Raw genomic sequence first — 24,658 nt, 5'->3', positions numbered from 1 at the left:
CCCGGCCGCGTCGAGAATTCACGCTGTCTTGGCCGCAGATACCCAGCCGTTTGTCAGCCAGGCAATGCCATGCGAAATAAGGTCGATACCCAGCAAGAATCCAAGCACCCAAAGGCCGGTCGTGGGCCATCCAGTCAGGACAACAAGTCCGGCCAGAAAACCTAATGCTCCGGACAGAACCATCGCCCAGCCGACGTCGCTCCAGTGCCTGACGCCGACAAAGAGGCGCACAATGCCCGAGGCCACAAGCAGCAGTCCGAGGATGTAGGTCAGGACAAGGGCGCCTGACACAGGCTGCCTCACCACCATGGCACCAAAAACGATATACAGGATGCCGAGGAGGAATTGCCATATGAAGCCGCCCCATCCCTTCATCCAGAAGGCGTGCATCATCTCGAACGCACCCACGACAATGGCCGTAACACCAATGACAATGGCGCTGATCACGGTAGCCAGCGCCACGTCACCCAAGACGAATATGCCCCCGACAATGAGCACGAGGCCAAGGAGAAGTCGAACCGATGTGGGTGGCAAAGTCGATGCGGTTCCATTCTCATAGGCAGTCATGGCTTCCTCCCCGATTGCTGGACTCCCTCATTGGTGTCGATCCCTGCCTTCGGCCGGACAGTGGCCCACTCCGCAATATGCTGGATCGCCGCGAATAGGGCCGGGATGATGAAAAGGCCGATCGTCGTTGCGGCCAGCATGCCGCCAAAGATTGTGACACCCACCGCCTGGCGCGCGCCGGCTCCTGCGCCGGTGGACACCGCCAGTGGAATAATGCCCAGAATGAAAGACAGAGCCGTCATCATCACAGCACGGAAACGTTGCTCGGCGCCAAGTCTTGCCGCTTCGTCGATCGGTTGCCCCTCCTCGCGGCGTTCCTTGGCGAATTCGACGATCAGGATGGCGTTCTTCGACGCCAGCCCGATGAGCAGCACGATGGCGATCTGCACATAAAGACTGTTTTGCAGTCCGAAAAGCATGAGCGCCCCAGTGGCGCCGAACAAGGCGGCTCCAAGGGACAGAATTACGGCGATTGGAAGCATCCAGCTTTCGTACTGCGCTACCAAGAACAGATAGGCGAACAGGAAGGCCAGTCCGAAGATCATGGTCTCCTGTCCGGCGCTGCGCCGTTCCTGGAACGACAGGCCGGACCACTCGTAGCCATAGCCGGCCGGCAACGCCTGGGCCGCGACGCGTTCGATGGCATCCATCGCTGCCCCGGAACTGCCGCCTGGCGCGACTTGGCCGTTGATCTGTGCCGCTACCGAGAGGTTGTAGCGGGAGATGACGAAGGGCGCGAGCACAGTGCTGGTCGACACCACCGCCCTGAGCGGCACCATCGCACCCGTCCGGCTGCGAACATGGAGATTGAGGATATCCTCGGCGTCCCCGCGATGCTCGGCGTCAGCCTGCAGGTTGACTTGGAAAACTCGCCCCTGCAGCGTGAAATCGTTCACGTAACGAGACCCGAAGCTGGCGCCGATCGTCGAATAGATGTCGGACACGCTCACTCCAAGCGCTTCGGCGCGGGTCCGGTCGACATCGACATAAATCTGCGGCACATCGGCGCTGAAGGTAGTCGCCACACCGCCGATCTCCGGCGCCTGGTTGATCTCCGAAACGAATGCACGGACCACCGCCGCGATCTCCTCCGGCGGCTGGCCCTGCAAAGCCTGGAGGCGCAGATCGAGCCCACCGACCGCCCCGATGCCGGAAATGGCCGGTGGCGAAAAGACTGCAACATTGGCGCCCGGAATGGTTGAGAATTGCGCACGCAATCTTGCGAGGATGGCGTCCAGCCGCAGATCCGGCGTGTTGCGCTGATCCCAAGGATCCAGCGCCGCAACCACCATCGCTCCGTTGGGAGATTGTGTCCCCTGCACGATGCTGAAGCCTGCGACCGAAATGACGTTTTCGACGCCTTTCGTTGCCGACAGAGTCCGTTGAACCTCGCCGACAATCGCTCTCGTGCGATCGAGCGAGGCGGCATTCGGAAGCTGGATATCGACAAACAGGGCGCCCTGGTCCTCGTCCGGGAGGAAGGTAGCGGGAAGACCGCTGAACAGCAGGAAGGCACCCAGGAAGCAGGCGGCAAGCGCGGCGAGAGGTATGATCCACAGGCGCACCAGGAAACCGACCAGCCGACCATAGCCGACACGCGTCGCGTTCATGAAGCGCGCGAACCAGCCAAGTGGACCGCGCCGGTATCCGCTCTGTCCGCGCCTCAGCAGGATCGCGCTGAGTGCCGGGCTGAGCGTGAGGCCGACAACGGACGAGATGACCAGCGCCGCCGACAAGGTGACCGCGAACTGACGGTAAAGCTGCCCGCTTATGCCGGACAGGAAAGCTGTCGGGATCACCACGGCGAGGAGGACGAGCGTGGTGGAAATGATCGGACCCGTGATCTGCCCCATCGCCTTGCGGGCGGCCGCCGCCGTTTCGACCGCGGGGTCGTCCTCCATGACATGCTTGACGTTCTCGACGACAAGGATGGCATCGTCGGCGACCAGTCCGATCGCCAGCACCAGGGCTAGCAGCGAGATCGAGTTTATCGAATATCCGAACGCCAGCAGGATGGCGATGGCGCCCAGCATTGCGACGGGCATGGCCAGCGCCGAGACCAGGGTGGCTCGCCAGTCCTGCAAGAACAGATAGGTGACGACGAGCACGATCAGGAAAGCCTCGCCGAGGATCCGCACGATGAGCGAGAGGCTCGTACGGACAAACCGTGTCGCGTCGTAGACGACCTGGTACTGGAGGCCGGGCGGAAACGTGGGTGCAAGACGCTTTAGCTCGGCGAGCACAGCGTTGGCGGTCTGGATCGCGTTGGCTCCCGGCGCCTGGTTTATCTGAAGCATCGCCGTGTCATGCCCGGCGAAGCTCGCGCTCGATGAATAATTGCGCGCGCCGAGTTCGATGCGGGCGATGTCGTGCAACCGTACGATCGCTCCGGCCTCGCCGGTGCGCACGACGATGGCCCCGAATTCATCCGTGCTCATGAGGCGGCCGCGGGCCACGAGCGTATATTGCAGCTCGGTGCCTTCCCGCGCCGGTGGAGCCCCGGCCTGGCCAAGCGAGGCCTGGATGTTCTGCCGCTGAATGGCTGTGGCCACGTCATCGGCCGTTATGCCGAGCGCATCCATGCGTGCCGGATCCATCCATATGCGCATCGAGTATTCGGACGCGCCGACGACGGAAGCCTCGCCGACTCCGGTGACACGCGAGAGCGCATCGGCGATCGTTGTCGAGGTGAAATTGGTGATCTGCAGCACGTCGAGCTTGCTGTCCGGAGAATAGAAGGCGATGCCGAGTACGAAATCGGGCGATCTCGACCGCACCGACACGCCTTGCTGGGTGACCGCGGCCGGCAATTGAGAAATCGCCAATTGCGCCCTGTTCTGCACATTGACCTGCGCAATGTCTGGATCCGTGCCGACTTCAAACGTCACGGACAGCGAATATTGCCCGGCATTCGAACTTGTCGACGACATGTACATCATGTTGGGGACGCCATTGATGGCCGTCTCCAGAGGCCCGCCGACGACATCGGCTATTACTTCCGCGCTCGCGCCGGGATAGATCGCCGAGACGCTGACGGTGGGCGGCGTGATCTCTGGATATTGCTGCACCGGCAGCGAAAAAATGGCGATCGCGCCTGCAATCGAAATGACGATCGACAAGACAATCGCCAGCCGGGTCCGCGTGATGAAGAGATCGGAGATCATTGGCCATCGCCAATGGGCTGGCCTTGGCTCGGCTGAACCGTCATGCCTTCGACAAGACGCTGGATTCCCTGGACGACGACCTGCTCGCCGCCGCTGAGGCCAATGGTGACCGCCCAGCCATTGTCGACCCGTGCGCCCGTGTCGATGCGCCGTTGCGAGACGGTGTTGCTCTTGCCGAGCAGATAGACGAAGCGCCCCTCGCGATCCTGCAGCACCGCTGCCTGAGGTACTATCGGCAAGCGGGGCGCGTCTTTCTCCCGCACGTAGAGGGTGACGAACTGTCCCGGCAGAAGGATATGGCGAGGATTGGGGAAAACTGCGCGGGCCGCGACCGTCCCAGTCTGCGGGTCGATCTCGTTCTCGATAAATTCGATTCGACCGGGCGTGTCGTAGTCCGTCCCGTTCGCAAGACGAAGCGAAAGTTTCAATGTGCTCGGATCGACGTTACTGCCGCTCGTCGCCTCCTGCTGCCGGATCGTCACAAGCAACCCTTCGGTCACAGCGAAAGCCACGCGGACGGTGTCCAGGCCGACTATGCGTGCCAGCGCACCGGAATCCGATCCGACCAGATTGCCGGTCGTGAACGTCGCGCGGCCGATGTTGCCGGAGATCGGGGCAGTGATACGAGCATAGGACAGGTTGAGTTCGGCGGTAGTCAGGGACGCCTGGGCAACCTGCACGTCCGCGGCAGCGACATCGAATGCCGCCTGGACCTCGTCTAGAGCGGCCTGTGAGATCGTTCTTCGGGCGAACAGATCCTGGTTGCGCGCCAGGCTCCGTTCGGCCGATATTCGTGTTGCCTCGGCACGCGCCACCTGCGCCCGTGCCGACGCAACCAGGGCATTGAGTTGATCCGGCTCGATCTCGAACAGCGTTTCCCCAGCCTTTACCGCTTGTCCACCCTTGAAATCGACGGAGTGCAGAAAGCCGGTGACACGCGCCCGGATGTCGACTGCCTCTATCGCTTCCACGCGACCGGTAAACTGCACGGGAGTGCTGACCCGCTGAACCTCGATCTTCTCGACGACGACAGCGGGCGGCGGCGCCTGCGTTCCGCCAGGTTGCTGGGCGAATGAAATCGAACTGATGAAAGGTGGTCCGGCGCCCCCCAAGCCAGCAGCCACCAAGCATGCCCAAAAAGCGCGGCTGATCCATCGCCGCCTCGCGACCGGACGATGTCGCTCGGATGCTTCGCACGGCGCCTTCATGACCGGGCTCTGCGCATCGTCAGGGCAATGGCAATGTAGGCGCCACCGGCGACAAGGAGGGAAATGCCAGCGACAGTACCTGGTGTGTAAATGCTGGTATAGGGCAACTTCAATGCGAGCGTCGCACTAGCGGCAAGGGCGACCAGGCCCGATACTCCGAACCACTGCCAACCATCTTGATCGCGCACCCGGAACGCGAGGGCGACTTGCAGGATGCCCTGCACCAGAAATACCAAGGCGATCAGAAGCGTGATCGCCAGAGCGCCCTTGAAGGGATTGAAGTATATAAGGATGCCGCCGACCAGCTCGACCGCGCCCGTGAGCTCTTGCCAGATGAATCCGCTCCACTCCTTGACTCGCAGGGATTGAACCATCTTCACAATGCCCGCGAGCGAAAGGACGATTCCAAGGACAACGCTTGCCGCGAATGTGGAAACCACCGGCAGCGCGACGGCCAGCACTCCAGCCGACGCAAGGCCAATGCCCAGCACCAAAAACCAACCCCATTTGGAACGCAGGGAGTCCGCTTGATGCTGGTGATCGGTTCCGCTCGTGGATGCGCCGCTCATCGTCGATTGCCTAACCAGAATTGCTGCACGAGCGGCGCCCATCTTTGATCTCCGGGAACGCTCTCTTGTCAGTAATCCACCGGATCACGGATTATCGGACAGGTCATGCAGTGGCCACCGCCACGACCGCGGCCTAGTTCCGCGCCGATGATGGTAATGACCTCGATGCCCTCCTTTCGCAGCAGCGTGTTTGTATAGGTGTTGCGGTCATAGGCGTACACGACGCCCGGCGATGCACAGACCAGATTTGCGCCACTATCCCATTGGGTGCGCTCGCGGACGTAGGCATTTCCGCCGGTCTCAACAACACGCATCTTCTTGAGGCCGAGCGAGTCGCGCACCGTCTCGACGAAGGTGCCTTTGTCCTTGTGCAGCTCGACGCCGCCCTTGCCGTCCGGCCGGTAGGAGAACGCCTCGATGCCATTGACGATATCTGGGTAGAGCAGCACGCAGTCGCGGTCGGCAAAGGTGAACACCGTGTCGAGATGCATCGCCGCGCGCAGCTTCGGCATCGCAGCGACGATGACGCGCTCGGCCGCGCCCTTCTCGAACAGCGTTGCAGCGAGCTGGCTGATGGCCTGACGCGAGGTGCGCTCGCTCATGCCGATCAGCACATTGCCCTTGCCGATCGGCATGACGTCGCCGCCCTCGAGCGTGGCGAGGCCCCAATCCTTGGTCGGGTCGCCCCACCACACGTTGACCTTGCCGGCGAAGTCGGGATGGAACTTGTAGATCGAGGTGGTGAGGATGGTTTCCTCATGCCGCGCCGGCCAATAGAGCGGGTTCTGCGTGACGCCGCCATAGATCCAGCAGGTGGTGTCGCGGGTGTAGAGCGTGTTCGGCAGCGGCGGCAGTAGATACTCGTTCACCCCGGCCGCGTCGCGGATCAGCTCGAGCTGTTCGCCGCCGATGGATTCGGGGAATTCATGGGTCGAGAGGCCGCCGATCAGCGTCTCCGCCAGATCGCGGTTGGAGAGCCCCTCCAAATAGGAGCGCACCTCGTCGACGAGGCCGAGGCCGATCTGATTCGGCACCACCTGATTGTCGAGGATCCATTTCTTCGCCTCGGGGACGGCGACAGTTTCGGCGAGGAGGTTATGCATCTCCACCACCTCGACGCCGCGATCGCGCATCTTGGTCATGAAGTCGAAATGGTCGCGCTTGGCGTTGTCGACCCACAGCACGTCATCGAACAGCAGTTCGTCGCAGTTGGTGGGCGTCAGGCGCTGATGGGCGCGGCCGGGCGCGCAGACCATGACCTTGCGAAGCTGCCCGACTTCGGAATGCACCCCGAATTTCGTTTCCATCGCCATGACTTGTGCCTTTCTCGTCAAGGTGTAATGGCGCCGGTCAACAGGCCGACGAAACCGGCGAGTCCAGCGACCAGTGTGGCGGCGAAGATGATGAGTTCGACCGATGTGAAGATCCGCGCGTTCTGTTCGCGCCGCGCCCAGAGGTACAGGACGGTTCCCGGCACGAAGAGCACCGCCACCAGCAGGACGTATTTCAAGCCGGCGGCCAGAAACATGACAAGCGTGTAGACGACGGCGATCCAGGCGAATAACTGGTCGCGCCCGCGCTGACCAGGCGAGGTCTCGTACCCCTCGCCGCGGCGGGCGATCAGCACGCCATAGCCCGCGACCAACAGGTAGGGCAGCAGCGCCGTCACGCTTGTCATGTCGAGCATGAAGTTGAAGGCGTCACGCGACCAATAGGTTGAGATGACGAATAGCGAGACGACGATATTGGTCAGCCAAAGCGCGTTGGCGGGAACCCGGTTGCCGTTCTGCGCCGCGAAAAGCTTGGGCATGTCCTGCGACTTCGCCGCGGCGAACAGCACCTCGGCGCAGATCAGCGACCAGGCGAGATAGGCGCCGAGCACTGACACCAGCACGCCGATGGAAATGAACACCGCGCCCCAATGTCCCACGACCAGTTCGAGCGCGCCGGCGAGCGAGGGCTGCTGGACTCCGGCGATGGCCGCACGCGTAGCCGTGGCGTAGGGCAGAAGGGTGATGGCCACCATCAGGCCGGTGACGCCGACGAAACCCAGGATGGTCGCGGTGCCGACATCAGAACGCTTCTGAGCGAAGCGCGAATACACGCTAGCCCCCTCGATGCCGAGGAAGACGAAAACGGTGATCAGCATGGTGTCGCGCACCTGCGCCAGCAGGGTCTTTTCCGGCATGCCCACGCCGCCGAGAAAATTCTCGGAGAATTGCGTGTAGTTGAACGCGAATGCCATGGCGAGGATCGCCACGATGATCGGTACGATCTTGGCGACCGTCACGACGCTATTGATGAAGGTGGCCTGCTCGACGCCGCGCAGGATCATGAAATGGAAGGCCCAGATGCCAACCAGCGAGACGATGATCGCGGTCGCGGTGCTGCCATCCCCGAAAATCTCCGGGAAAAAGCGCCCGAGCGTCGATCCGATCAGCACCCAGTAGAAGACGTTTCCGAGGCAGCTTCCGAGCCAATAGCCGAACGCCGAGAGGAAGCCCATATAGTCGCCGAAGCCGGCCTTGGCATAGGCGAAGACGCCGGAATCGATATCCGGTTTCTTCTCGGCCAGCGCCTGGAACACCCGGGCCAGCATGTACATGCCGGTTCCGGCTATCATCCAGGCGATGATGGCGCCGAACGGGCCCGTCGCGGTGGCGAACCTGCCGGGCAGATTGAAGATACCGGCCCCGATCATCGATCCGACAACCATTGCGATCAGGGCGAACAAGGACAGCTTCTGCTCGGACTTACTTGCCACGTGCCTCTCCCGAGTGATCGGAAATCATCTGTGCGTGAGCCAACGAGCGGGCTGGAATTTCAGTACAAACCGAACCCTATGCTTTTGGCGTGGTCGTGAAATTAGCTGAGAGTCTCATTCCTGTGCATCGCGTCTCTATTTCGAAGCCTCGACGCAATACACCGCCGCAGTGGAGTTACATCGGCTGGACTTGTGACTTTCTCCGATGCAGCATCGGGTGAGCGACCTGGACCGGTTTAGCAATTCGGACGGATTTCGCTTGTACAATTGACGACCGGCTCGAGACGCGGCCATGGCATCCCAGACCTCGCAGAAGCTTTCGCTCGCGGCGCTAACGGCGATGGTGGTCGGATCGATGATCGGCGCCGGCATATTTTCGCTGCCTCGTACCTTCGGCAACGCAACCGGACCAGTCGGCGCAATCATCGCCTGGTGTATCGCCGGGACCGGGATGTATACGTTGGCCCGCGTCTTTCAGGCGCTCGCGGAGCGCAAGCCAGAACTCGATGCCGGCATCTTTGCCTACGCAAAAGCCGGCTTCGGTGACTACGCTGGTTTCCTTTCTGCGTTTGGCTATTGGTTGGTTGCCTGCATTGCCGACGTCTCATATTGGGTTCTGATCAAGTCGACACTCGGCGCGTTCTTCCCGGTTTTTGGCAATGGTGACACGGTCCCTGCAGTGGTGGTCTCGTCGATCGCACTCTGGCTGTTCCACTTCACGATCCTGCGCGGGATCAAGGAAGCTGCCGTCATCAACACCGTTGTTACGGTCGCAAAAATCATTCCCATCCTTACCTTCATTTTCATTCTGGCCGGAACGTTCAAGGCGAACATCTTCGTCAGCAACCTATGGGGCGGAGAGCTGGCATCACGAAGCGGTCTCTTTGAGCAAATCCGAGCGACCATGCTGGTCACAATCTTTGTGTTCATTGGGATTGAGGGAGCAAGCGTCTATTCTCGCTATGCCAAGGAACGCTCCGATGTCGGCAGGGCGACGATCGTCGGTTTCGTCGCCGTTTTGTTCCTGCTGGTGCTGGTGACGCTTCTGCCGTATGCCGTACTTACACAGGCGGAAATCGCGGGAATGAGGCAGCCATCCATGGCTTCCGTTCTCGAGGCCGTTGTCGGTACTTGGGGCGCGGTTTTCGTCAGCGTAGGGCTGATTGTTTCTGTGCTAGGCGCTTATCTCGCCTGGTCGTTGATCTGTGTCGAGGTGCTGTTCGCGGCCGCAAAGAGCGGCGACATGCCAAGGATTTTTGCGCGTGAAAATGCCAACAAAGTCCCGGCCGCCGCGCTGTGGCTGACCAATATCGTCATTCAAGTCTTCGTCATAAGCACGCTTTTCTCGCAAGATGCGTTCGCGCTCATGGTGAAGCTGAGCAGTGCCATGGTGTTAATTCCTTACCTGCTCGTGGCTGGATACGGCTTCCTTCTCGCCTTACGCCGAGAGACTTATGGAACCCAACCCGCACAGCGATCCCGCGACTTGATCGTGGCTGGCATTGCCACATTGTATGTTGCGTTCATGATCTACGCAGGTGGCCTGAAATTTCTGTTGCTGTCATCTATTCTCTACGCACCCGGTACGCTGCTCTATGTTCAGGTCAGACGGGAACAGAACAAGCAAGTGTTGGTCGGTGTAGAATGGATAGTGTTGGCGGCTGCGGCACTTGGTTGCCTCGTTGGCATTTACGGAATTGCCAGCGGCGACATCATTATCTAGCTGAGCGATCGCTTCAGTTCCTTGGCCGACAAGACATACCAAGGAATGTCTGGCCTAAATCAAGTGCGTAATCCGGTTACCCTCCGTAGAATGTCGCCGCGAAGTGCTGTCGGCTATTCATCCCTGAAGTGACAATCAGCGTGCCAATCGGTCCTGGTTGGCAACGCATGGGAGACGTCATGGGTATCGCAACGCGCTTTCTGGCCACGACGACAGTTGCGATCCCTTCAGCCAGACCGCAGTTGCCGCTCCTTGCGGCTCTGAAATGCGGAACCAGCCTGCTCGGCGCAGAAGGATAGCGATCATGAACGACAGCCTCTCGCCGCGCGAAATCGTGCGGGCAATGGTGGATCTCGGCGCCGCTAAGGCCGCTCACAGCGTTCCTGATCTTTTGATCCGCGGCATGCTTTCCGGGGCGCTGCTTGCCTTCGCGACGAGCATGGCCCTGGAGGGTGCGCTTCAGACAAATGTCGCGCTCGTCGGCGCTCTCACCTTCCCGGTGGGATTTGCCATCATCATCATCCTTGGCCTCGAGCTCGTGACCGGGAATTTTGGCCTGGTACCCCTGGCCGTCATCGCTCACCGTACGACAGTCGGCCGGATGTTGGCCAATTGGTTCTGGGTTTTCGTCGGCAACATGCTCGGTTCGCTCATCTTTGCCGGGCTGTTCTATGTCGTCCTGACCGATGTCGGCAATGTTGGGGCGAGTGCGCTCGGAGATCATCTGCGTGCGCTCGCCGAAGCGAAGACGATCGCCTATGAGCCGTATGGATACGACGGACTGGTGACCGCCTTCGTCAAGGCCATGCTCTGCAACTGGATGGTCTGCCTCGGCGTCGTCATGGGGATGAGTTCGAAGTCCACCCTCGGCAGGATCGTCGGATGCTGGTTGCCCATATTCGCCTTCTTCGCGCTCGGATTCGAGCACTGCGTCGTCAACATGTTCGTCATTCCCATGGGGATGATGCTCGGGGCCAAGATCAGCTTCGCAGACTGGTGGTACTGGAACCAGATACCCGTGACCTTGGGCAACATTGCTGGCGGTTTCCTCTTCACCGGACTTCCTCTCTATTGGACCTACCTGAAGGGTGGTGCAGAAGACGTGCCTGCCCCTGCGGCGAGGATGTCACTCGGCCCGGCCGAGTGATGGGCCAGCATTCCGGCGAACACATCTTCTTCCTCAGCATTGGGTCGCCCACAATTGCTTCGCGAAAGAATGTAGTCGTTTCGAAAAGAAGGCCTCAGTCGGGTCCGCCATGGTGGCGCCGACAGCCCCCAGCCGAACAGCTTCGATTGGACACAGCTAGAGCCAGGAAAGGCGCCGGCACATGCCTGACAGACCAGATGTGCAGTCCCGAACCAGAGGATGGCTGTGGCCGTCAGGTTCGCGGCCGACCGAGTTCAGTCCGGATCACAAATTGCAATCGCCGCCATTGCGCATCGCCTGATGACCACGAACATGACGCAACTCGACCTTCCGCCTGATGTTTCGCCGCAGCCGAGTTTTCGTTCGGCTGACGCTTCTTCTTCAGAAAGCGGCGCGGCGGCCGAGATCACTGACGAACGCAGGCGAGCGATCGTCGCGGAGATCCCACGGCTGCGTGGTTATGCGCGCGCGCTGTTGCGGGACCGCGATGCCGCCGACGACCTTGTGCAGGACAGCCTCGAACGGGCGCTGTCGAGGATGGCGAACTGGACGGCCGGCGATACGCCACGCCGCTGGCTGCTCACGATCATGCACAATCTGTTCGTCGACCAGTTGCGGCGCGCCAAACGCCATGCCCAGGCAGTGATCACGATCTCAGAAACGATAGATGCGATCGCGACGTCGCCACAGGCCGACAGGCTCGTATTCGTGGACGTATTCTCGGCGCTTCAGCAGATCAATCCCGAACGACGCGCAGCACTCGTGCTAGTCGCGGTCGAAGGCCTCTCCTATGCCGATGCCAGGAAGGCGCTGGGCATTCCCGTGGGGACACTGACGTCGCGGATCGCCAGGGGCAGAGAGGAGCTGCGATCGATCCTCGAAGGTGTCTCGCAGCCAGGCCAACCAGGGTGAGCAAAGAATGAACCGTCACCGTTTTCAATGATGAACCAAGGCCCCTGCCGTCCACACCGGCGCTGCGTCACGGGGTCATATCCGCCGAACGGCGGAGGGTCGAGAACCGCTGGAGCGAGCGGGCGGAATCGATAGATTTTCGCGCGATACCGGATGACGACTTTGCCATAGCTATTGATTTGCGCTTCGAAGGCCCAACCGTTCTGCAATCCGTACCAGGTCGGGCAAGGTCCGCACCGCCATCTTCCGCATGAGATGCCCGCGATGGATCTTGACTGTAATTTCGCTAAGGCCCATCTCGCCCGCGATCTGCTTGTTCATCAGGCCCTTGGTCACGAAGAACATGACTTCCTTTTCACGAGAGGTCAAAGTTTCGTACAGGGCTGATATCGTCGCCGCTTCCTGGTCGGATTCCCACCTTATGCGGTCGTTTTCGAGCGCGCCGAAGACCGCATCAAGCATGTCCTGGTCCCGGAACGGTTTGGTCAGAAAATCGATCGCTCCGGCTTTCATCGCGCGCACCGACATCGGGACATCCCCGTGTCCAGTCATGAAGACGACGGGCATTTGAATGTTCGACTTTGCAAGGTGAGCCTGGAAATCGAGGCCGCTCACGCCGGGCAACCGGATATCGAGCACGAGGCAGCTTGGCGTTTCCGGCAGCTTGCCCTGCAGGAATTGGCTGGCGGAGGCGAACAGTTCGACATGCAGCCCCACGGATCTGAACAGCCCACTCAGGGCATCGCGCACAGCGTCGTCATCATCGATGACATAGACTGTCGGCGCAAAAGCGGTCGACGCGGTTTGGCCTGGATTGGAACCTGCTGTCACGATAGCAATCCGCTCTCACGATTCCTGCTCCGCACGGCCCAGGAATGGCACAACGCCATCTTAGCATATTAATTTGGCAACGAGCCCCGCCACTAGGCGAGACGTGGTCGCGACTGTCGGTAATGCCGAGGGGGCTGGGATGGCTTCCGCGCGCTACACCATCAATATCACCAATCCACCCATCGGCGCATGTGCGCTGATGTTTCTGCAGTCGCGCCCTCTTGTGCAGCGGGGCTAGGCAGGCGATCGCCGAAACCTGCCTGGAATTCAACCGCACAGGCTGGCGGCAATCTTCCCGGAACGAACGCAAAATTCCGATTTGGAACGCACGCGACTTCGTTCCGAAAGCAATGGCGGTGGCAGCGCTCGGCTCACCACGAAGACGTCATTCCGGCTTGATTTCGCGTGGCCAGTTCAGCGCATCTTCGATGCACCGGATCATGGCGGCGGCGTCAAAAGGCTTGTAGAAGAAGCCTGCCGCCCCTGCAGCGAGGGCATTTTGCCGGGTCCGTTCGTCAGGATAGGCCGTGATAAGAATCACCGGAACGGTGTGGCCACGTGCCAGGAGCAACGTCTGCAGTTCCAACCCGTTCATTTCCGGCATCTGCACATCGGTAATGACACAGCAGGCGTCGGCGAGCCGTGGCGAACGCAAGAGTTCCTCGCCAGAAGCAAACAGGTTCGCGGCAAAGCCGCAGGAACGTATCAGATTCGCGGTGGACGTGCGGACCGCCTCGTCGTCGTCAACTATGGCAACCATCGGAATTTTCGACACATCGGTGTCCCCCGGAGACTGTGTCGCCCGGCGTCGCCCGGCGCGATCTCATCTCGGCGCCAGCATACGAACGTAGAGCCAAGACCGAAATCATACAGAGGTTTGACTAGCCTGAGGTTCGCAGGCAGCGATGCCGCGACCTGGCGACCGGTCGGAGAACCGTACGGCTACACAGCGGCGTCAACGTTCAACCGCACGGTGGGATCATTGTCGCACGGCACCGGCGACCTCCCTGCACAAGGTTGCCGACATCGCCAGACGCGCCCAAGGCGCCGCCGCCAACAGTAGATACCATCGTATACGCAGCATAGCTGATGATATGATTCATTCAGACGGCCATTCAATGGAGCAGATTTCCCACCCGTGTACCTTGACCAGCAAGCAGAAGAAAATTCTGAGGCTAGAGGAGCACGGGCCCAATGCAGTTCCACTCATTGTCTGCATCCGAATATTACGATCGGCAACCGGCAGAGGATCTGCCCGTCCTTCCTCGACGCGACGGCATGGTCCGAGCGATGCATGTCGCCGGCCCGCCTCGAACGCCTGAAGTCGGCTCGTCATTGTTCGACCCATTCGACGCAGGCAACGGCGCCTACCCGGTGGCGCCAGACTGCCGCATGATTTCGATCCCCCTCACTCATATGAATGTGGTTCTCTCGGTGTCCGCTGCAGCGATGCCGCAACCCCGTCGCGGCGGTCTAACGATGCATGCAAATGCAGCGGCAGACCCTGATCCTACGGCGGCGCCCTGTGGGGCCATGGCGCAATTTGCCCAAGCAGGCCAAAGCGCGATCGACGGTCTGAATGCTTTCCACGCGCCTCGGGACCTAGGCCTGGCCGAACTGGTCCCAGAACGGCACTCCTCTGATCCGGTCGTCCAGCGTCTTTCCAGGGCGCTCGAGGCGGCAGAAGACAGCCATGATGGATTTGGCAACCTCTATGCCGATGCAGTCCGCCTTGCCATCGTAACCCGCTTGCTCACGCTGCGCTCAGATCCGCAGCCAGACCCGGATGAGCCGGCGGCACGCTCTACGGCCGCCCTGTCCAAATGGCGATGGAAGCGCGTCGTCGAATACGTCGATTCACATCTCGATGAGACGATTACGCTCGCGGACATGGCAGCAGTGGCGGGGCTCAGCCGAATGTATTTCGCCGCACAGTTCCGGGCGGCCACCGGCATTCGCCCGCATGAATTCCTGCTGCGGCGGCGGATTGACCGTGCCAAGCAGATGCTCATCGAGACCGAGATGACCCTGGTCGACGTGGCGCTGAGCGTCGGCTTTCAGAACCAAGCCCATTTCACCACGGTCTTCGGACGTTTCGTTGGCGAGACACCCTATCGCTGGCGTTGCGGCAATCGCAGGGATGTCGCAGACCGCCCTTTCGACAGCGATCTCGCCCGTTGGCGCCACCCCCCACGTGGGTCGGACACGCGGCCCATTCAGCTGGCAGCTCCGGGAGAGTTGCCGCCCCGCAGCGCTGCCGGTGCAACATAGCCGACAGCGCTGGCGGCGGCACTGCGATGGAAAGATGTTGCTTGCCGGAAGGCTTCTTGCCCACACAGGATTCTTCAGCTCTTCGTAGAGGCGTCTCTAATGGCCAATGACATTCGTCCTTACAATGCCCCGGCCGGCGGATGGGGAGCGCTCAAGTCGCTAGGCGAACACCTTGTCGAGCAGGGAATCCCGATCAAGGGGGCGGCCACTCTGGGGCGCATGAACCAGCCGGAGGGATTTGATTGCCCCGGCTGCGCCTGGCCGGACCCCAAGCACACTTCATCCTTTGAGTTTTGCGAGAACGGGGGCAAGGCGGTTGCCTGGGAAGCCACGGCGAAACGCTGCACGCCGGAGTTTTTCGCCGCCCATACCGTTGCCGAGCTTTCAAGCTGGAGCGATTTCGATCTCGAGATGGTCGGACGCCTGACCCATCCGATGGCCTACGACGGCGCATCCGACCATTACGTGCGGGTCGGTTGGGACGAGGCCTTTGCAACCATTGCCCGCCACCTCAACGGATTGCCGGATCCCAACATGGCCGAGTTCTACACATCCGGCCGCACCTCGAACGAGGCAGCGTTCCTCTACCAGCTCTTCGTGCGAGAGTTCGGCACCAACAATTTCCCCGATTGCTCGAACATGTGCCACGAGGCTACCAGCGTCGGCCTGCCGCACTCGCTCGGCGTCGGCAAGGGTACCTGCCTGCTTTCCGATTTTGACAAGACGGACTGCATCTTCATCTTCGGACAAAATCCGGGCACCAACAGCCCTCGCATGATGACGAGCCTGCGCAACGCCTCGCGGCGCGGCGCAACCATCATGTCCTTCAATCCGTTCCGCGAGCGCGCCCTGGAGCGCTTCCAGTCGCCCCAAAGCCCGGTCGAAATGGCAACGCTTACGTCGACACCGATCAGCGCCAAGCTCTATCAGGTGCGTGTCGGCGGCGACGTCGCGGTCGTCAAGGGGCTCATGAAAGTTCTCATGGAAGCAGACGATGCGGCGCGGGCGGGCGAATTGCCGGCGATCCTCGACTGGGATTTCATCAAGGGCCATACGACGGGTATCGAGGCTCTCGCCGCCGACCTGCGGGCGACGCGATGGGACGACATCGTGTCTCAGTCAGGGCTCGCTCGCGAGGACATCGAATACGCCGCTCGCGCCTATATGAAGGTCGAACGAGCGATCATTGTCTATGGCATGGGCATCACGCAGCACCGTCGGGGAGCACAAAACGTGCAGCAGCTGGCCAATCTCGCGCTGCTGCGCGGTCATATCGGCCGCGAGGGCGCCGGACTTTGCCCGGTACGCGGTCATTCCAACGTCCAGGGCGATCGCACGGTCGGCATCACCGAAACGCCGACAAAGGAATTTCTCGATCGGCTTGAGCACCGCTTCGGCTTCAAGCCACCGTCCGAACATGGCCACAACGTCGTGACCGCGCTGGAGGCCATGAAAGACGGCAAGGTGAAAGTGTTCTTCGCCGTCGGCGGCAACTTCGTGTCAGCCATCCCGGACTGGGAGGTGACCCGCGCTGCCTTGCGCAAGCTCGACCTGACGGTCCAAGTGTCAACCAAGCTCAATCGCAGCCATCTGGTACACGGGCGCGACGCGCTGATCCTGCCTTGCCTCGGGCGCACCGAAATAGACGTCCAGGCAACGGGGCCGCAGTCGATCACGGTCGAGGATTCGATGTCGATGGTGCACGCGTCGGCGGGCCGCAATGTTCCGGCGTCGGAGCACCTGATGAGCGAACCTGCAATCGTCGCCGGCATTGCACGGGCGACGCTGGGTGCAGGTTCCGTCGTCGACTGGGAAAGCTTCACCGCCGACTACGACCTTATCCGCGACGCGATCGAAGACGTGTTCCCGATCTTCCAGGGTTTCAATGCCCGCATTCGCATCCCGGGCGGCTTCCATCTGACATCGAACGCGCGCGAACGCATCTGGGCGACAGTTTCCGGCAAGGCGAATTTCCTCGTCTTCGACGGCCTCGGCGAGGATCCGCCCCTGGACAGTCTAGACGCTCTATGGCTGACGACGGTGCGCAGCCATGATCAGTACAACACCACGATATATTCGATGTCCGACCGCTATCGCGGTGTCTTCGGTCAGCGCGACGTGATCTTCCTCAACGAACAGGAGATGGAAAGGCGTGGCCTCCAGGCCGACGACCGCGTCGACTTGATCACTCTGTCCACCGACGGCGTTGAACGCCGCCTGTCCAATTTTCGGATCGTCCCGTATGCCTTCCCGAATGGCAGCTGTGCGGCCTACTATCCCGAGGCAAACCCCCTCGTGCCGCTCTATGCGCACGATCCGATGAGTTTCACGCCCTCCTTCAAAGCAATTCCGATTCGCATTTCGCGCTCGTGTACCGAGGCGGTTGATCATGGGTGAGGTCGAACTCGCGCGCCTTCATGACCAATGCCGATCCTATCCCTGGCGGCTAGACCGCGGCGATCTTCGGGCGGCGTCGCGCTGGGTCGCCGGCAAGTGGTCGGACGGGTTCGGTCGCGCCACCGAAGGCGCGAGCGGCAGTGTCGAACTGGCGCAGTTTGGGGTTCTGGAACCCTATCTTGCCGAAGCAATCGTGCTTGAGCGGGGAGCAGACTTCATGTTTGCGAGATGGGGCGCGGCGCTGGACGCGCTTTGTGGCGGGGACCGTGGTGGTCACAGGCTGTCTGCGCTCCCCCAACCCAGCCGCGGACAGCTGCGCCGGCTGTGTGTGCGGGCAGCTGCGGAGCAGTTGCCGCAAGCAAGACAGGCGACCTGGGCGCTCGATGGACGGATCTGGCAGTGTGCGATGCTGGCGCTGCCGACGGCCGGCGACTCGCTTTCTGCCACGCGACTTCTCGTGGCCCTGCTCTTTGCCCCTCACTCAATGTTTGCCGCCCAGCCTCTTCCACGTGGCGAAGCGTTGCGTTGGAGGCGAAGCTCCCACGCACTCCGCGCACGCGCCATTCTGCCGAACTCCTGAGGCGCCCGTCCCCTCCTCCCGCGGGCGCCTGAACTGGCGGTGGGTCGCATCAGCGATCCGCCGCCCTTTTTTGGTGACCTTCGGTCGTTGCCGACGGCGGGCGCGCCCATCACATCGCCATCGGACCTGCCCGTTCGTGCGCGACGAGAAAGGCAGGGGCGTTTCCGAAAGACGCCGAACCGCGAAATCGGGATTGTCGCAACGAGCTGCCTCCGCAAACGCCTTGGCCACGGAGCCGGCCCGCAGGATTTGCTACCGCATCGCTGGCCCTCATCTTGGTCATCGGCGCATTCGATTGTTTGAAAAAAGGGAAGGAAGAGACCCGTGCGCGAGATCGTCAATGCCATCGCAATTGCCCTCACTCTTGGCCTGTCGGGAGTCGCCGTGGCAGCCGACAATCCCACGCCCAAGCCCGCACATACCGTGGCGCGCAACGTCGTGCTCGTGCACGGAGCGTGGGCCGACGGATCGAGCTGGGCCGAGGTGATCCCGCTCCTTCAGGCAGCCGGCCTCAGAGTAACCGCGGTGCAGAATCCGCTGACGTCGCTGGCAGACTCGGTCGCGGAGACGCGACGGGCGCTGGCGCTGCAGGATGGGCCAACCGTGCTCGTAGCGCATTCCTGGGCCGGCACCGTCATCAGCGAAGCGGGGACTGATCCCAAGGTTACATCGCTGGTCTATGTGGCTGCACGAGCACCGGATGCCGGTGAGGACTTCGTCGCTCTTTCCGCAACCTTTCCCGCAGGACCCGTTCGAGCCGGCATCCAGGTGAATGATGGCTTCACCAGATTGTCCGAAGAGTCATTCCTGAAATACTTCGCAAACGGTGTCGCGCCCAGGCAAGCCAAGATCCTGTATGCGGTCCAGGAGCCCACCGCTGCGACCATCTTCGGCGGACGAACCACAGAGGCTGCATGGCATTCCAAGCCATCGTTCTACGCGGTGTCGAAGCAGGACAAGACGATCAACCCTGATCTCGAACGGTTCCTCGCCAAACGCATGCACGCGACGACGGTGGAGATCGATGCGGGCCACCTGTCGCTGGTTTCCCATCCCAAGGAGGTCGCCGACCTCATTCTGGCTGCGGCGGGCCGATGACATTGGATTTGCCCCGGCGAAGCTATGCGGACGGGCCTGACGGCCTGGGCGGGCTGTCCCGGCGACGGCCCGCCCGCCGCGCGCAGCATCCACATGCTGGTCGCAATGGTCTCGCCCACTGCACTGATGTTGCCCAAACCAGCCTGCCATCGGGCGCCCGGCGATGAGCTTGGCGACGTCACCGGGCAACGCTCGGCGCCGACGCCTTTTGGGCGCAAGGACCGGACATTCGAGGCAATGGGCGCAAAGTCATTTCGGAGACACTGAAAGAAAATCCGGCAATACGGCGACGTTCATCGCTCGAGCCGTTCCGACTAACGTTGCCAGGAAGGTCATCGGCTGAGGCATGGGTATCGTTCGGTTCGCGTTGCGATTTCCGCACACGTTCTATGTGCTGGCTGCCTTGATTCTCTTTCTCGGCGGCGTCGCAAGTCGCGAGATGCGGTTGGACGTCTTTCCGGAAATCAACATTCCGGTGGTGACTGTAATCTGGAGCTATGGCGGCCTCAGCACGCCGGAGATGGAACAGCGTGTCACCACGTACAGCCAGTATGCGATCAGCTCCAACGTCAATGGCATCAAGAACATCGAGGCGCAGACCTTAGGGGGGCTGTCGGTCCAGAAGATCTATTTTCAACAGGATGTGAATCTCGATCTCGCGATCGCGCAGATCGTTTCGGCCACAAACGCCATTCGTGCCCTCCTGCCGCCGGGTATCCAGGCACCGCTCGTGGTGCAGTTCAATGCCTCCAGCGTGCCGGTCCTGCAGATCAGCCTGAGCTCGGACACACTCAACGAACAGCAGCTCTACGACTACGGCATCTATCGGATCCGCCAGCAGCTGGCCCCGATCCCGGGCGTCACACTGCCGACTCCGGCGGGCGGAAAATATCGCCAGATCATGGTCGACCTCGACCCGTCGAAGCTCCTGGCCAAGGGTCTGACACCGCTCGACGTCGTCAACGCGGTCAACGCCCAGAACCTGACTTTGCCGTCGGGCACGGCCAAGATCGGCAACACACAGTATGTCGTGCGCACCAACGCCACGCCAGCAACCATCGATGAGCTCAACGATATTCCGATCAAGGTCGTGAATGGCGCTACGGTGTTCGTCAAGGATGTCGGCCAAGTCCATGACGGATGGCTCGTCCAGCAGAACATCGTTCGCGAGAACGGCCGGCATTCGGTTCTGCTCAGCATCATCAAGAACGGCAATGCCTCGACGCTGGAGGTGGTCAATGCCGTTCGGGATGCCTTGAAGACGGCACGCGCCGCGGCGCCTCCCGGCATGGAAATCAGAGAGCTCTTCGACCAGTCGGTGTTCGTCAAGCAATCGATCGCCGGCGTGCTGCGGGAGGGCGTGATCGCGGCCGCACTCACCGCTCTGATGATCCTGCTGTTTCTCGGATCGTGGCGATCGACGCTGGTCGTCATGATCTCGATCCCGCTGGCGATCCTGTCGTCGGTCGTGGCGCTGTATTTCCTGGGCGAAACGCTCAATACGATGACGCTGGGAGGCCTGGCGCTCGCGATTGGCATCCTCGTCGACGATTCGACGGTGACGCTCGAGAACACCCATCGCCTGCTCACCGAGGAAAGACAGACGCTGCCGCAGGCGACGCTGCATGGAGCCGCCGGTATCGCCGTGCCGACCCTGGTGTCGACGCTGGCCATAAGCTGCGTGTTCACATCGGTGGTCTTTCTGGAAGGTCCGGCAAAATATCTGTTCACGCCGCTCGGTCTTGCCGTCGTGTTCGCGATGCTCGCATCCTATGGACTTTCGAGGACGCTCACTCCGATCACCATCGGATTGCTGCTCAAAAGCGAACGCCATGGCGCCTCGACGGGCTGGTTCGGCAGGTTTCACGCCAGGTTCGAACGTGGTTTCGAGGCCATGCGCCTGCACTATGCCGAGTTGCTGGCCGTACTCCTCAGGCGCCGGTTCATCGTTCCCCTCATTGCAGCCCTGGTGCTCGCATTGGGCGCTGTGCTGACGATGCTCGTCGGTCGCGATTTCTTTCCCGCGATCGACGGCGGCCAGATCCAACTCCATGTTCGGGCTCCCGCGGGAACCCGGATCGAGGAGACGGAAAAGATCTTCCAGGCTGTCGAGGACAAGATCCGCGAGATCGTTCCTGATCGCGACCTCCAGCTTGTCGTCGACAACATCGGCCTGCCGGCGCGTTCCTACAATTTGGCGTTCACGGATGGATCGACCATCGGCGTGAATGACGGTGTGATCCAGGTCGCATTGAAAGACGGCCACGCGCCGACTGCCGACTATGTGCGCAAGCTGCGCACGGCGCTGCCAAGCGCCTTTCCAGACGTTCTGTTCTACTTCCAGTCGGCCGACATCGTCACGCAGATCCTCAATTTTGGACTGCCGGCGCAGATCGATGTCCGTACGGTCGGCTATGACCGCGTCACCAATCTGCGGGTTGCATCGGAGTTGCGGCGCCGCATCGCCGCCATTCCCGGCGTGGTCGACGCACACCTGCAGCAGGAAGTCGACGCGCCGGCGTTCTATGCCGACATCGATCGCACGCGGGCGGCGCAGCTCGGCCTCAATGCCAGCACGATCGCCAACAACATCAATGTGAGCCTGAGTTCCTCCGAGCAGGTGTCGCCTAACTTCTGGACCGACCCGACCACGGGCATTCCCTACTACCTCGCCGTTCAGACACCGGAAAACAAGATCGCGTCATTGAACGATCTCGGCAACACGCCTGTGTCCTCAACCATCAACACCGCCGGCGCACAGGTTCCCGGGCAACTCAGCAACGTCGCGACGTTCAAGCGCGACAGTCTCCCGACAAACGCCAACCAGGCGAACGTCCAGCCAGTCTACGAAGTCTATGCAAGCGTCCAGGGTCGCGATCTGGGAGGTGTCTCCAGCCAGATCAGCACGATCGTCGCCGACCTGCAGAAGCAGCTTTCGCCCGGAAACACCATCCAGGTTATAGGGCAGATCCAGAGCATGAACGATGCCTTCTGGGATCTCGGCATCGGCATCCTGTTCGCCGCCGTGTTCGTCTATCTGCTGATGGTCGTGAACTATCAGAACTTCGGCGACCCCTTCGTCGTCATCCTTGCCTTGCCGGCGACCTTTTGCGGCATCGTGACGATGTTGTTCATCACGGGCACGACGCTCAACGTGCCCTCACTGATGGGTGCGATCATGGCGGTCGGGGTTGCTTCGGCCAATTCCATCCTGCTCGTGACCTTCGCCCGGGACCAGCAGTTGGCAGGCAAGTCCGCGTTCGACGCCGCGATCGACGCCGGCCACACCCGGATCAGACCTGTGCTTATGACCGCGGCCGCGATGATCGTCGGCATGGTTCCCATGGCGATCGGCGGAGCGGGAGAAGAGCAGAATGCCGCACTGGCGCGCGCGGTCATCGGGGGACTTTTGTTTGCAACGCCCACGACGCTCCTCGTCGTGCCGTACCTGTTCGCGATGCTGCGTAGCGGACAGGACGGCAAGACGGCTCACGGCGTCTTCGAAGAGGAAATCGCATGAAACCGAGGCACCGTTTGGATCAGGACGACGACACGGTGATGGATGATGCAATGAAGCGGCCGCCGCGCCGAGGCGGAGGCCGGCTGCTTGCATTGGGCGCGCTCGCTCTGCTGATGACGGGACTGGCCTATGGCGCCCAAGGGTACTATTCGCGCAACCAGGAACTCGCGGCTTCGGCCAAACAGGCGCGTGACTTCATTCCGCTGGTGCGAGTTGCGGCGGTAAGGCCGAGCGACGACATCGTGAAAGTCAGTCTGCCCGCCACCACAACTGCCTTCGACGTCGCGGACATCTTCGCGCGAGCCAGCGGCTATATCGAGACGCGCGAGGCCGATATCGGGGACAAGGTCAAGAAGGGACAGTTGCTAGCCAAGATTGCCGTGCCGGAACTCGATGACCAGATTTTGCAGGCCCAGGCAACCTTGGGACAGTTCAAGGCGGCGCTGCAACAAGCACAAGCCAATCTCGATCTCGCCAAGGTGACGTGGCAACGAGACAAACCCCTGGTGGACCAGGGCTGGATCACCAAGGAACAGGGTACGATCGACGTCCAAACCCTCAAGGCACAGGAGGCGGCTGTCGGCGTTGCGCAGGCCAACGTGAATGCGCAGCAGGACCAGTTGCGCGTTCTCGACCAGCAACAGGCCTACCAGCAGGTGGTCGCCCCGTTCGACGGCGTCATCACTCAACGCAACGTCGACATCGGCAGCCTAGTGCAGGCCGACACGACCAACAGCACTTTCCTGTTCGCCATCATGCAGGGGGATGTGATCCGTGCCCAGGTCTACGTCCCCCAGGACCAGGCCTTTGGACTGACCCCGGGGGTCAAGGCCGTGCTCCAGGTCCCCGAAATCCCCGGCCGTACCTTCCCCGGCACGGTGACGCGGATTGCCGATGCGCTGGCACCGGGCACACGGACCTTGCTGACCGAAATCGACATTCCGAACCCTGACGGTGTTCTCACGCCCGGCACCTATTGTACTGTCGAGCTCCAGATCCCGCGCAAGACACCCAGCTTTTCCGTGTCCGCAGATGCGATCATCTTCAACGCGGATGGTTTGCAGGTTGCCGTGGTCGAGAACGGCATTGCGCATATCCGGAAAATATCGGTGGCGCGCGATCTCGGAACGGAGGTCGAGGTCCGTGACGGCGTCAAACAGGGCGACCTTGTGATCCTGAATCCGCCGGTCGAACTTGCCGAGGGCAGCAAGGTGCAGATCAGCCCGGCAGCCGTCGGACCATCTTAGTTCAGGTCCGGACGCCCGGGGTGCAATGAAGCCCATTTCCCCCTTGGTGCCGTATACGCATCGCCAGTTGGCGATCCATACTATGTCATACATCGATGATACTTTGATATACTACATATTACTTCCACCAATTGCTAGTTAAGTAATGCAGGACGAGAACGGAAGCGGCGAGATCAACTTCGCAACCCGAAAGTTCCCGAGTGCCTGTGGCTCGGAATGCGCGGTGAACAAATCGCCGCCATCCTCATCGAAAAGGATATCTAATCATGCGTTCTATCCCTCTGAAGGCGGTGCTTGCCGCGATGATCGTCACCGTTCCGCTCACCGGCGCCTTTGCCGCCTCGTCGCACGGGGGAGACCGCGATGGCGGTCGCGACCGTGGCGATCACAGCAGCAATTACAGCGACTTCTCCCAGAATGGGTGGTTTGACGGCATCAATTCGTTCAAGGCCCATCCGGCTGAAGGCAAGAACTTCCTCCACCAGCTCAAGGGTGAATGAGAAGGTTCCACCGTCTCGCCGCAGCCCCGCCGTCTCTCAGGAGCGGCGCGGGTCTGCAGCGTGAAGCCTCATGAACATGTCACAGGCGCGCCGCCTGTCGATCAAGGCAGGCCATGTTGCTCAAGACAGGCATGTTTTCCGACTTCCCACGCCGCCGAAC

Annotated in this window: 18 protein-coding genes; 10 read left to right on the top strand and 8 right to left on the bottom strand. The window is 61.3% G+C overall.

Features of this window, described 5'->3' with window-relative positions; all coding sequences use genetic code 11:
• Positions 1 to 18: 18 nt before the first annotated feature.
• Genes AC1D08_RS17490 through AC1D08_RS17465 form a run of 6 tightly spaced genes read right to left on the bottom strand, consistent with a single transcriptional unit; the run spans position 19 to position 8,272 of the window.
• A complete protein-coding gene (locus AC1D08_RS17490; protein WP_477423648.1) occupies positions 19 to 567 on the bottom strand; it encodes an HdeD family acid-resistance protein in 549 nt (182 codons plus the stop codon).
• A complete protein-coding gene (locus AC1D08_RS17485) occupies positions 564 to 3,731 on the bottom strand; it encodes an efflux RND transporter permease subunit (RefSeq protein WP_477423646.1) in 3,168 nt (1,055 codons plus the stop codon). The genes AC1D08_RS17490 and AC1D08_RS17485 overlap by 4 nt, the downstream gene beginning before the upstream one ends.
• Positions 3,728 to 4,939: an efflux RND transporter periplasmic adaptor subunit gene (locus AC1D08_RS17480; RefSeq protein WP_477423644.1), complete on the bottom strand. Its 1,212-nt coding sequence runs from the start codon at positions 4,937 to 4,939 to the stop codon at positions 3,728 to 3,730. The genes AC1D08_RS17485 and AC1D08_RS17480 overlap by 4 nt, the downstream gene beginning before the upstream one ends.
• Positions 4,936 to 5,550 (bottom strand): HdeD family acid-resistance protein, encoded by a 615-nt coding sequence (locus tag AC1D08_RS17475; RefSeq protein WP_477423642.1) that lies wholly within the window; start codon positions 5,548 to 5,550, stop codon positions 4,936 to 4,938. The genes AC1D08_RS17480 and AC1D08_RS17475 overlap by 4 nt, the downstream gene beginning before the upstream one ends.
• Before the next feature lie 26 nt (positions 5,551 to 5,576).
• The gene (locus AC1D08_RS17470; protein WP_477395862.1) at positions 5,577 to 6,815 is read right to left on the bottom strand and encodes an arginine deiminase; all 1,239 of its coding nucleotides are present in this window, start codon (positions 6,813 to 6,815) and stop codon (positions 5,577 to 5,579) included.
• Between the two features lie 23 nt (positions 6,816 to 6,838).
• Complete coding sequence (locus tag AC1D08_RS17465; RefSeq protein ID WP_477423640.1) at positions 6,839 to 8,272, bottom strand: basic amino acid/polyamine antiporter; 1,434 nt, start codon at positions 8,270 to 8,272, stop codon at positions 6,839 to 6,841.
• 292 nt (positions 8,273 to 8,564) lie between these two features.
• On the opposite strand from AC1D08_RS17465, the gene AC1D08_RS17460 reads away from it, so the two are divergent.
• The 3 genes from AC1D08_RS17460 (at position 8,565) to AC1D08_RS17450 (ending at position 12,054) form a co-directional block, all read left to right on the top strand.
• Positions 8,565 to 9,995 (top strand): basic amino acid/polyamine antiporter, encoded by a 1,431-nt coding sequence (locus AC1D08_RS17460; protein ID WP_477423638.1) that lies wholly within the window; start codon positions 8,565 to 8,567, stop codon positions 9,993 to 9,995.
• 304 nt (positions 9,996 to 10,299) lie between these two features.
• Positions 10,300 to 11,142: a formate/nitrite transporter family protein gene (locus AC1D08_RS17455; RefSeq protein ID WP_477423636.1), complete on the top strand. Its 843-nt coding sequence runs from the start codon at positions 10,300 to 10,302 to the stop codon at positions 11,140 to 11,142.
• Positions 11,143 to 11,454: 312 nt separating this feature from the next.
• Positions 11,455 to 12,054 carry a sigma-70 family RNA polymerase sigma factor gene (locus AC1D08_RS17450; protein WP_477300177.1) on the top strand — a complete coding sequence of 200 codons (600 nt, stop codon included), beginning with the start codon at positions 11,455 to 11,457 and terminating at the stop codon, positions 12,052 to 12,054.
• Positions 12,055 to 12,225: 171 nt separating this feature from the next.
• Here AC1D08_RS17450 and AC1D08_RS17445 read toward each other — a convergent pair whose 3' ends face one another.
• Together AC1D08_RS17445 and AC1D08_RS17440 are read right to left on the bottom strand one after the other, a co-directional pair.
• On the bottom strand, positions 12,226 to 12,888 hold the full coding sequence (locus tag AC1D08_RS17445; protein WP_477228453.1) for a response regulator transcription factor: 663 nt from the start codon (positions 12,886 to 12,888) through the stop codon (positions 12,226 to 12,228).
• 382 nt (positions 12,889 to 13,270) lie between these two features.
• Complete coding sequence (locus AC1D08_RS17440; RefSeq protein WP_477299828.1) at positions 13,271 to 13,660, bottom strand: response regulator transcription factor; 390 nt, start codon at positions 13,658 to 13,660, stop codon at positions 13,271 to 13,273.
• 419 nt (positions 13,661 to 14,079) lie between these two features.
• Between AC1D08_RS17440 and AC1D08_RS17435 the strand changes: the two genes are divergently transcribed.
• The 7 genes from AC1D08_RS17435 to AC1D08_RS17405 all read left to right on the top strand — a co-directional run bounded on the left by AC1D08_RS17435 (position 14,080) and on the right by AC1D08_RS17405 (position 24,498).
• Positions 14,080 to 15,156 (top strand): helix-turn-helix transcriptional regulator, encoded by a 1,077-nt coding sequence (locus AC1D08_RS17435; protein ID WP_457155137.1) that lies wholly within the window; start codon positions 14,080 to 14,082, stop codon positions 15,154 to 15,156.
• A gap of 99 nt (positions 15,157 to 15,255) precedes the next feature.
• Positions 15,256 to 17,553, top strand: a complete 2,298-nt coding sequence (locus AC1D08_RS17430; RefSeq protein ID WP_477423634.1) for an FdhF/YdeP family oxidoreductase — start codon at positions 15,256 to 15,258, stop codon at positions 17,551 to 17,553.
• Positions 17,546 to 18,133, top strand: coding sequence for a hypothetical protein (locus AC1D08_RS17425; protein ID WP_457153528.1), 588 nt, complete (start codon positions 17,546 to 17,548; stop codon positions 18,131 to 18,133). Before AC1D08_RS17430 ends, AC1D08_RS17425 begins: the two co-directional genes overlap by 8 nt.
• A gap of 369 nt (positions 18,134 to 18,502) precedes the next feature.
• Positions 18,503 to 19,231 (top strand): alpha/beta fold hydrolase, encoded by a 729-nt coding sequence (locus AC1D08_RS17420; RefSeq protein WP_457153531.1) that lies wholly within the window; start codon positions 18,503 to 18,505, stop codon positions 19,229 to 19,231.
• 346 nt (positions 19,232 to 19,577) lie between these two features.
• Positions 19,578 to 22,751, top strand: a complete 3,174-nt coding sequence (locus AC1D08_RS17415; RefSeq protein ID WP_457153529.1) for an efflux RND transporter permease subunit — start codon at positions 19,578 to 19,580, stop codon at positions 22,749 to 22,751.
• A 14-nt stretch (positions 22,752 to 22,765) separates the two neighbouring features.
• Entirely contained in the window at positions 22,766 to 23,998 is a 1,233-nt protein-coding gene (locus AC1D08_RS17410) for an efflux RND transporter periplasmic adaptor subunit (protein ID WP_477228367.1), read from the top strand.
• 266 nt (positions 23,999 to 24,264) lie between these two features.
• Positions 24,265 to 24,498 (top strand): hypothetical protein, encoded by a 234-nt coding sequence (locus AC1D08_RS17405; RefSeq protein ID WP_457155661.1) that lies wholly within the window; start codon positions 24,265 to 24,267, stop codon positions 24,496 to 24,498.
• Positions 24,499 to 24,658: the final 160 nt, after the last annotated feature.

The sequence above is a fragment of the Mesorhizobium sp. P2_E6 genome (assembly GCF_056403835.1).
The sequence above is the reverse complement of the archived record's forward strand: the minus strand, read 5'-3'. Positions and strand labels throughout refer to the sequence as shown.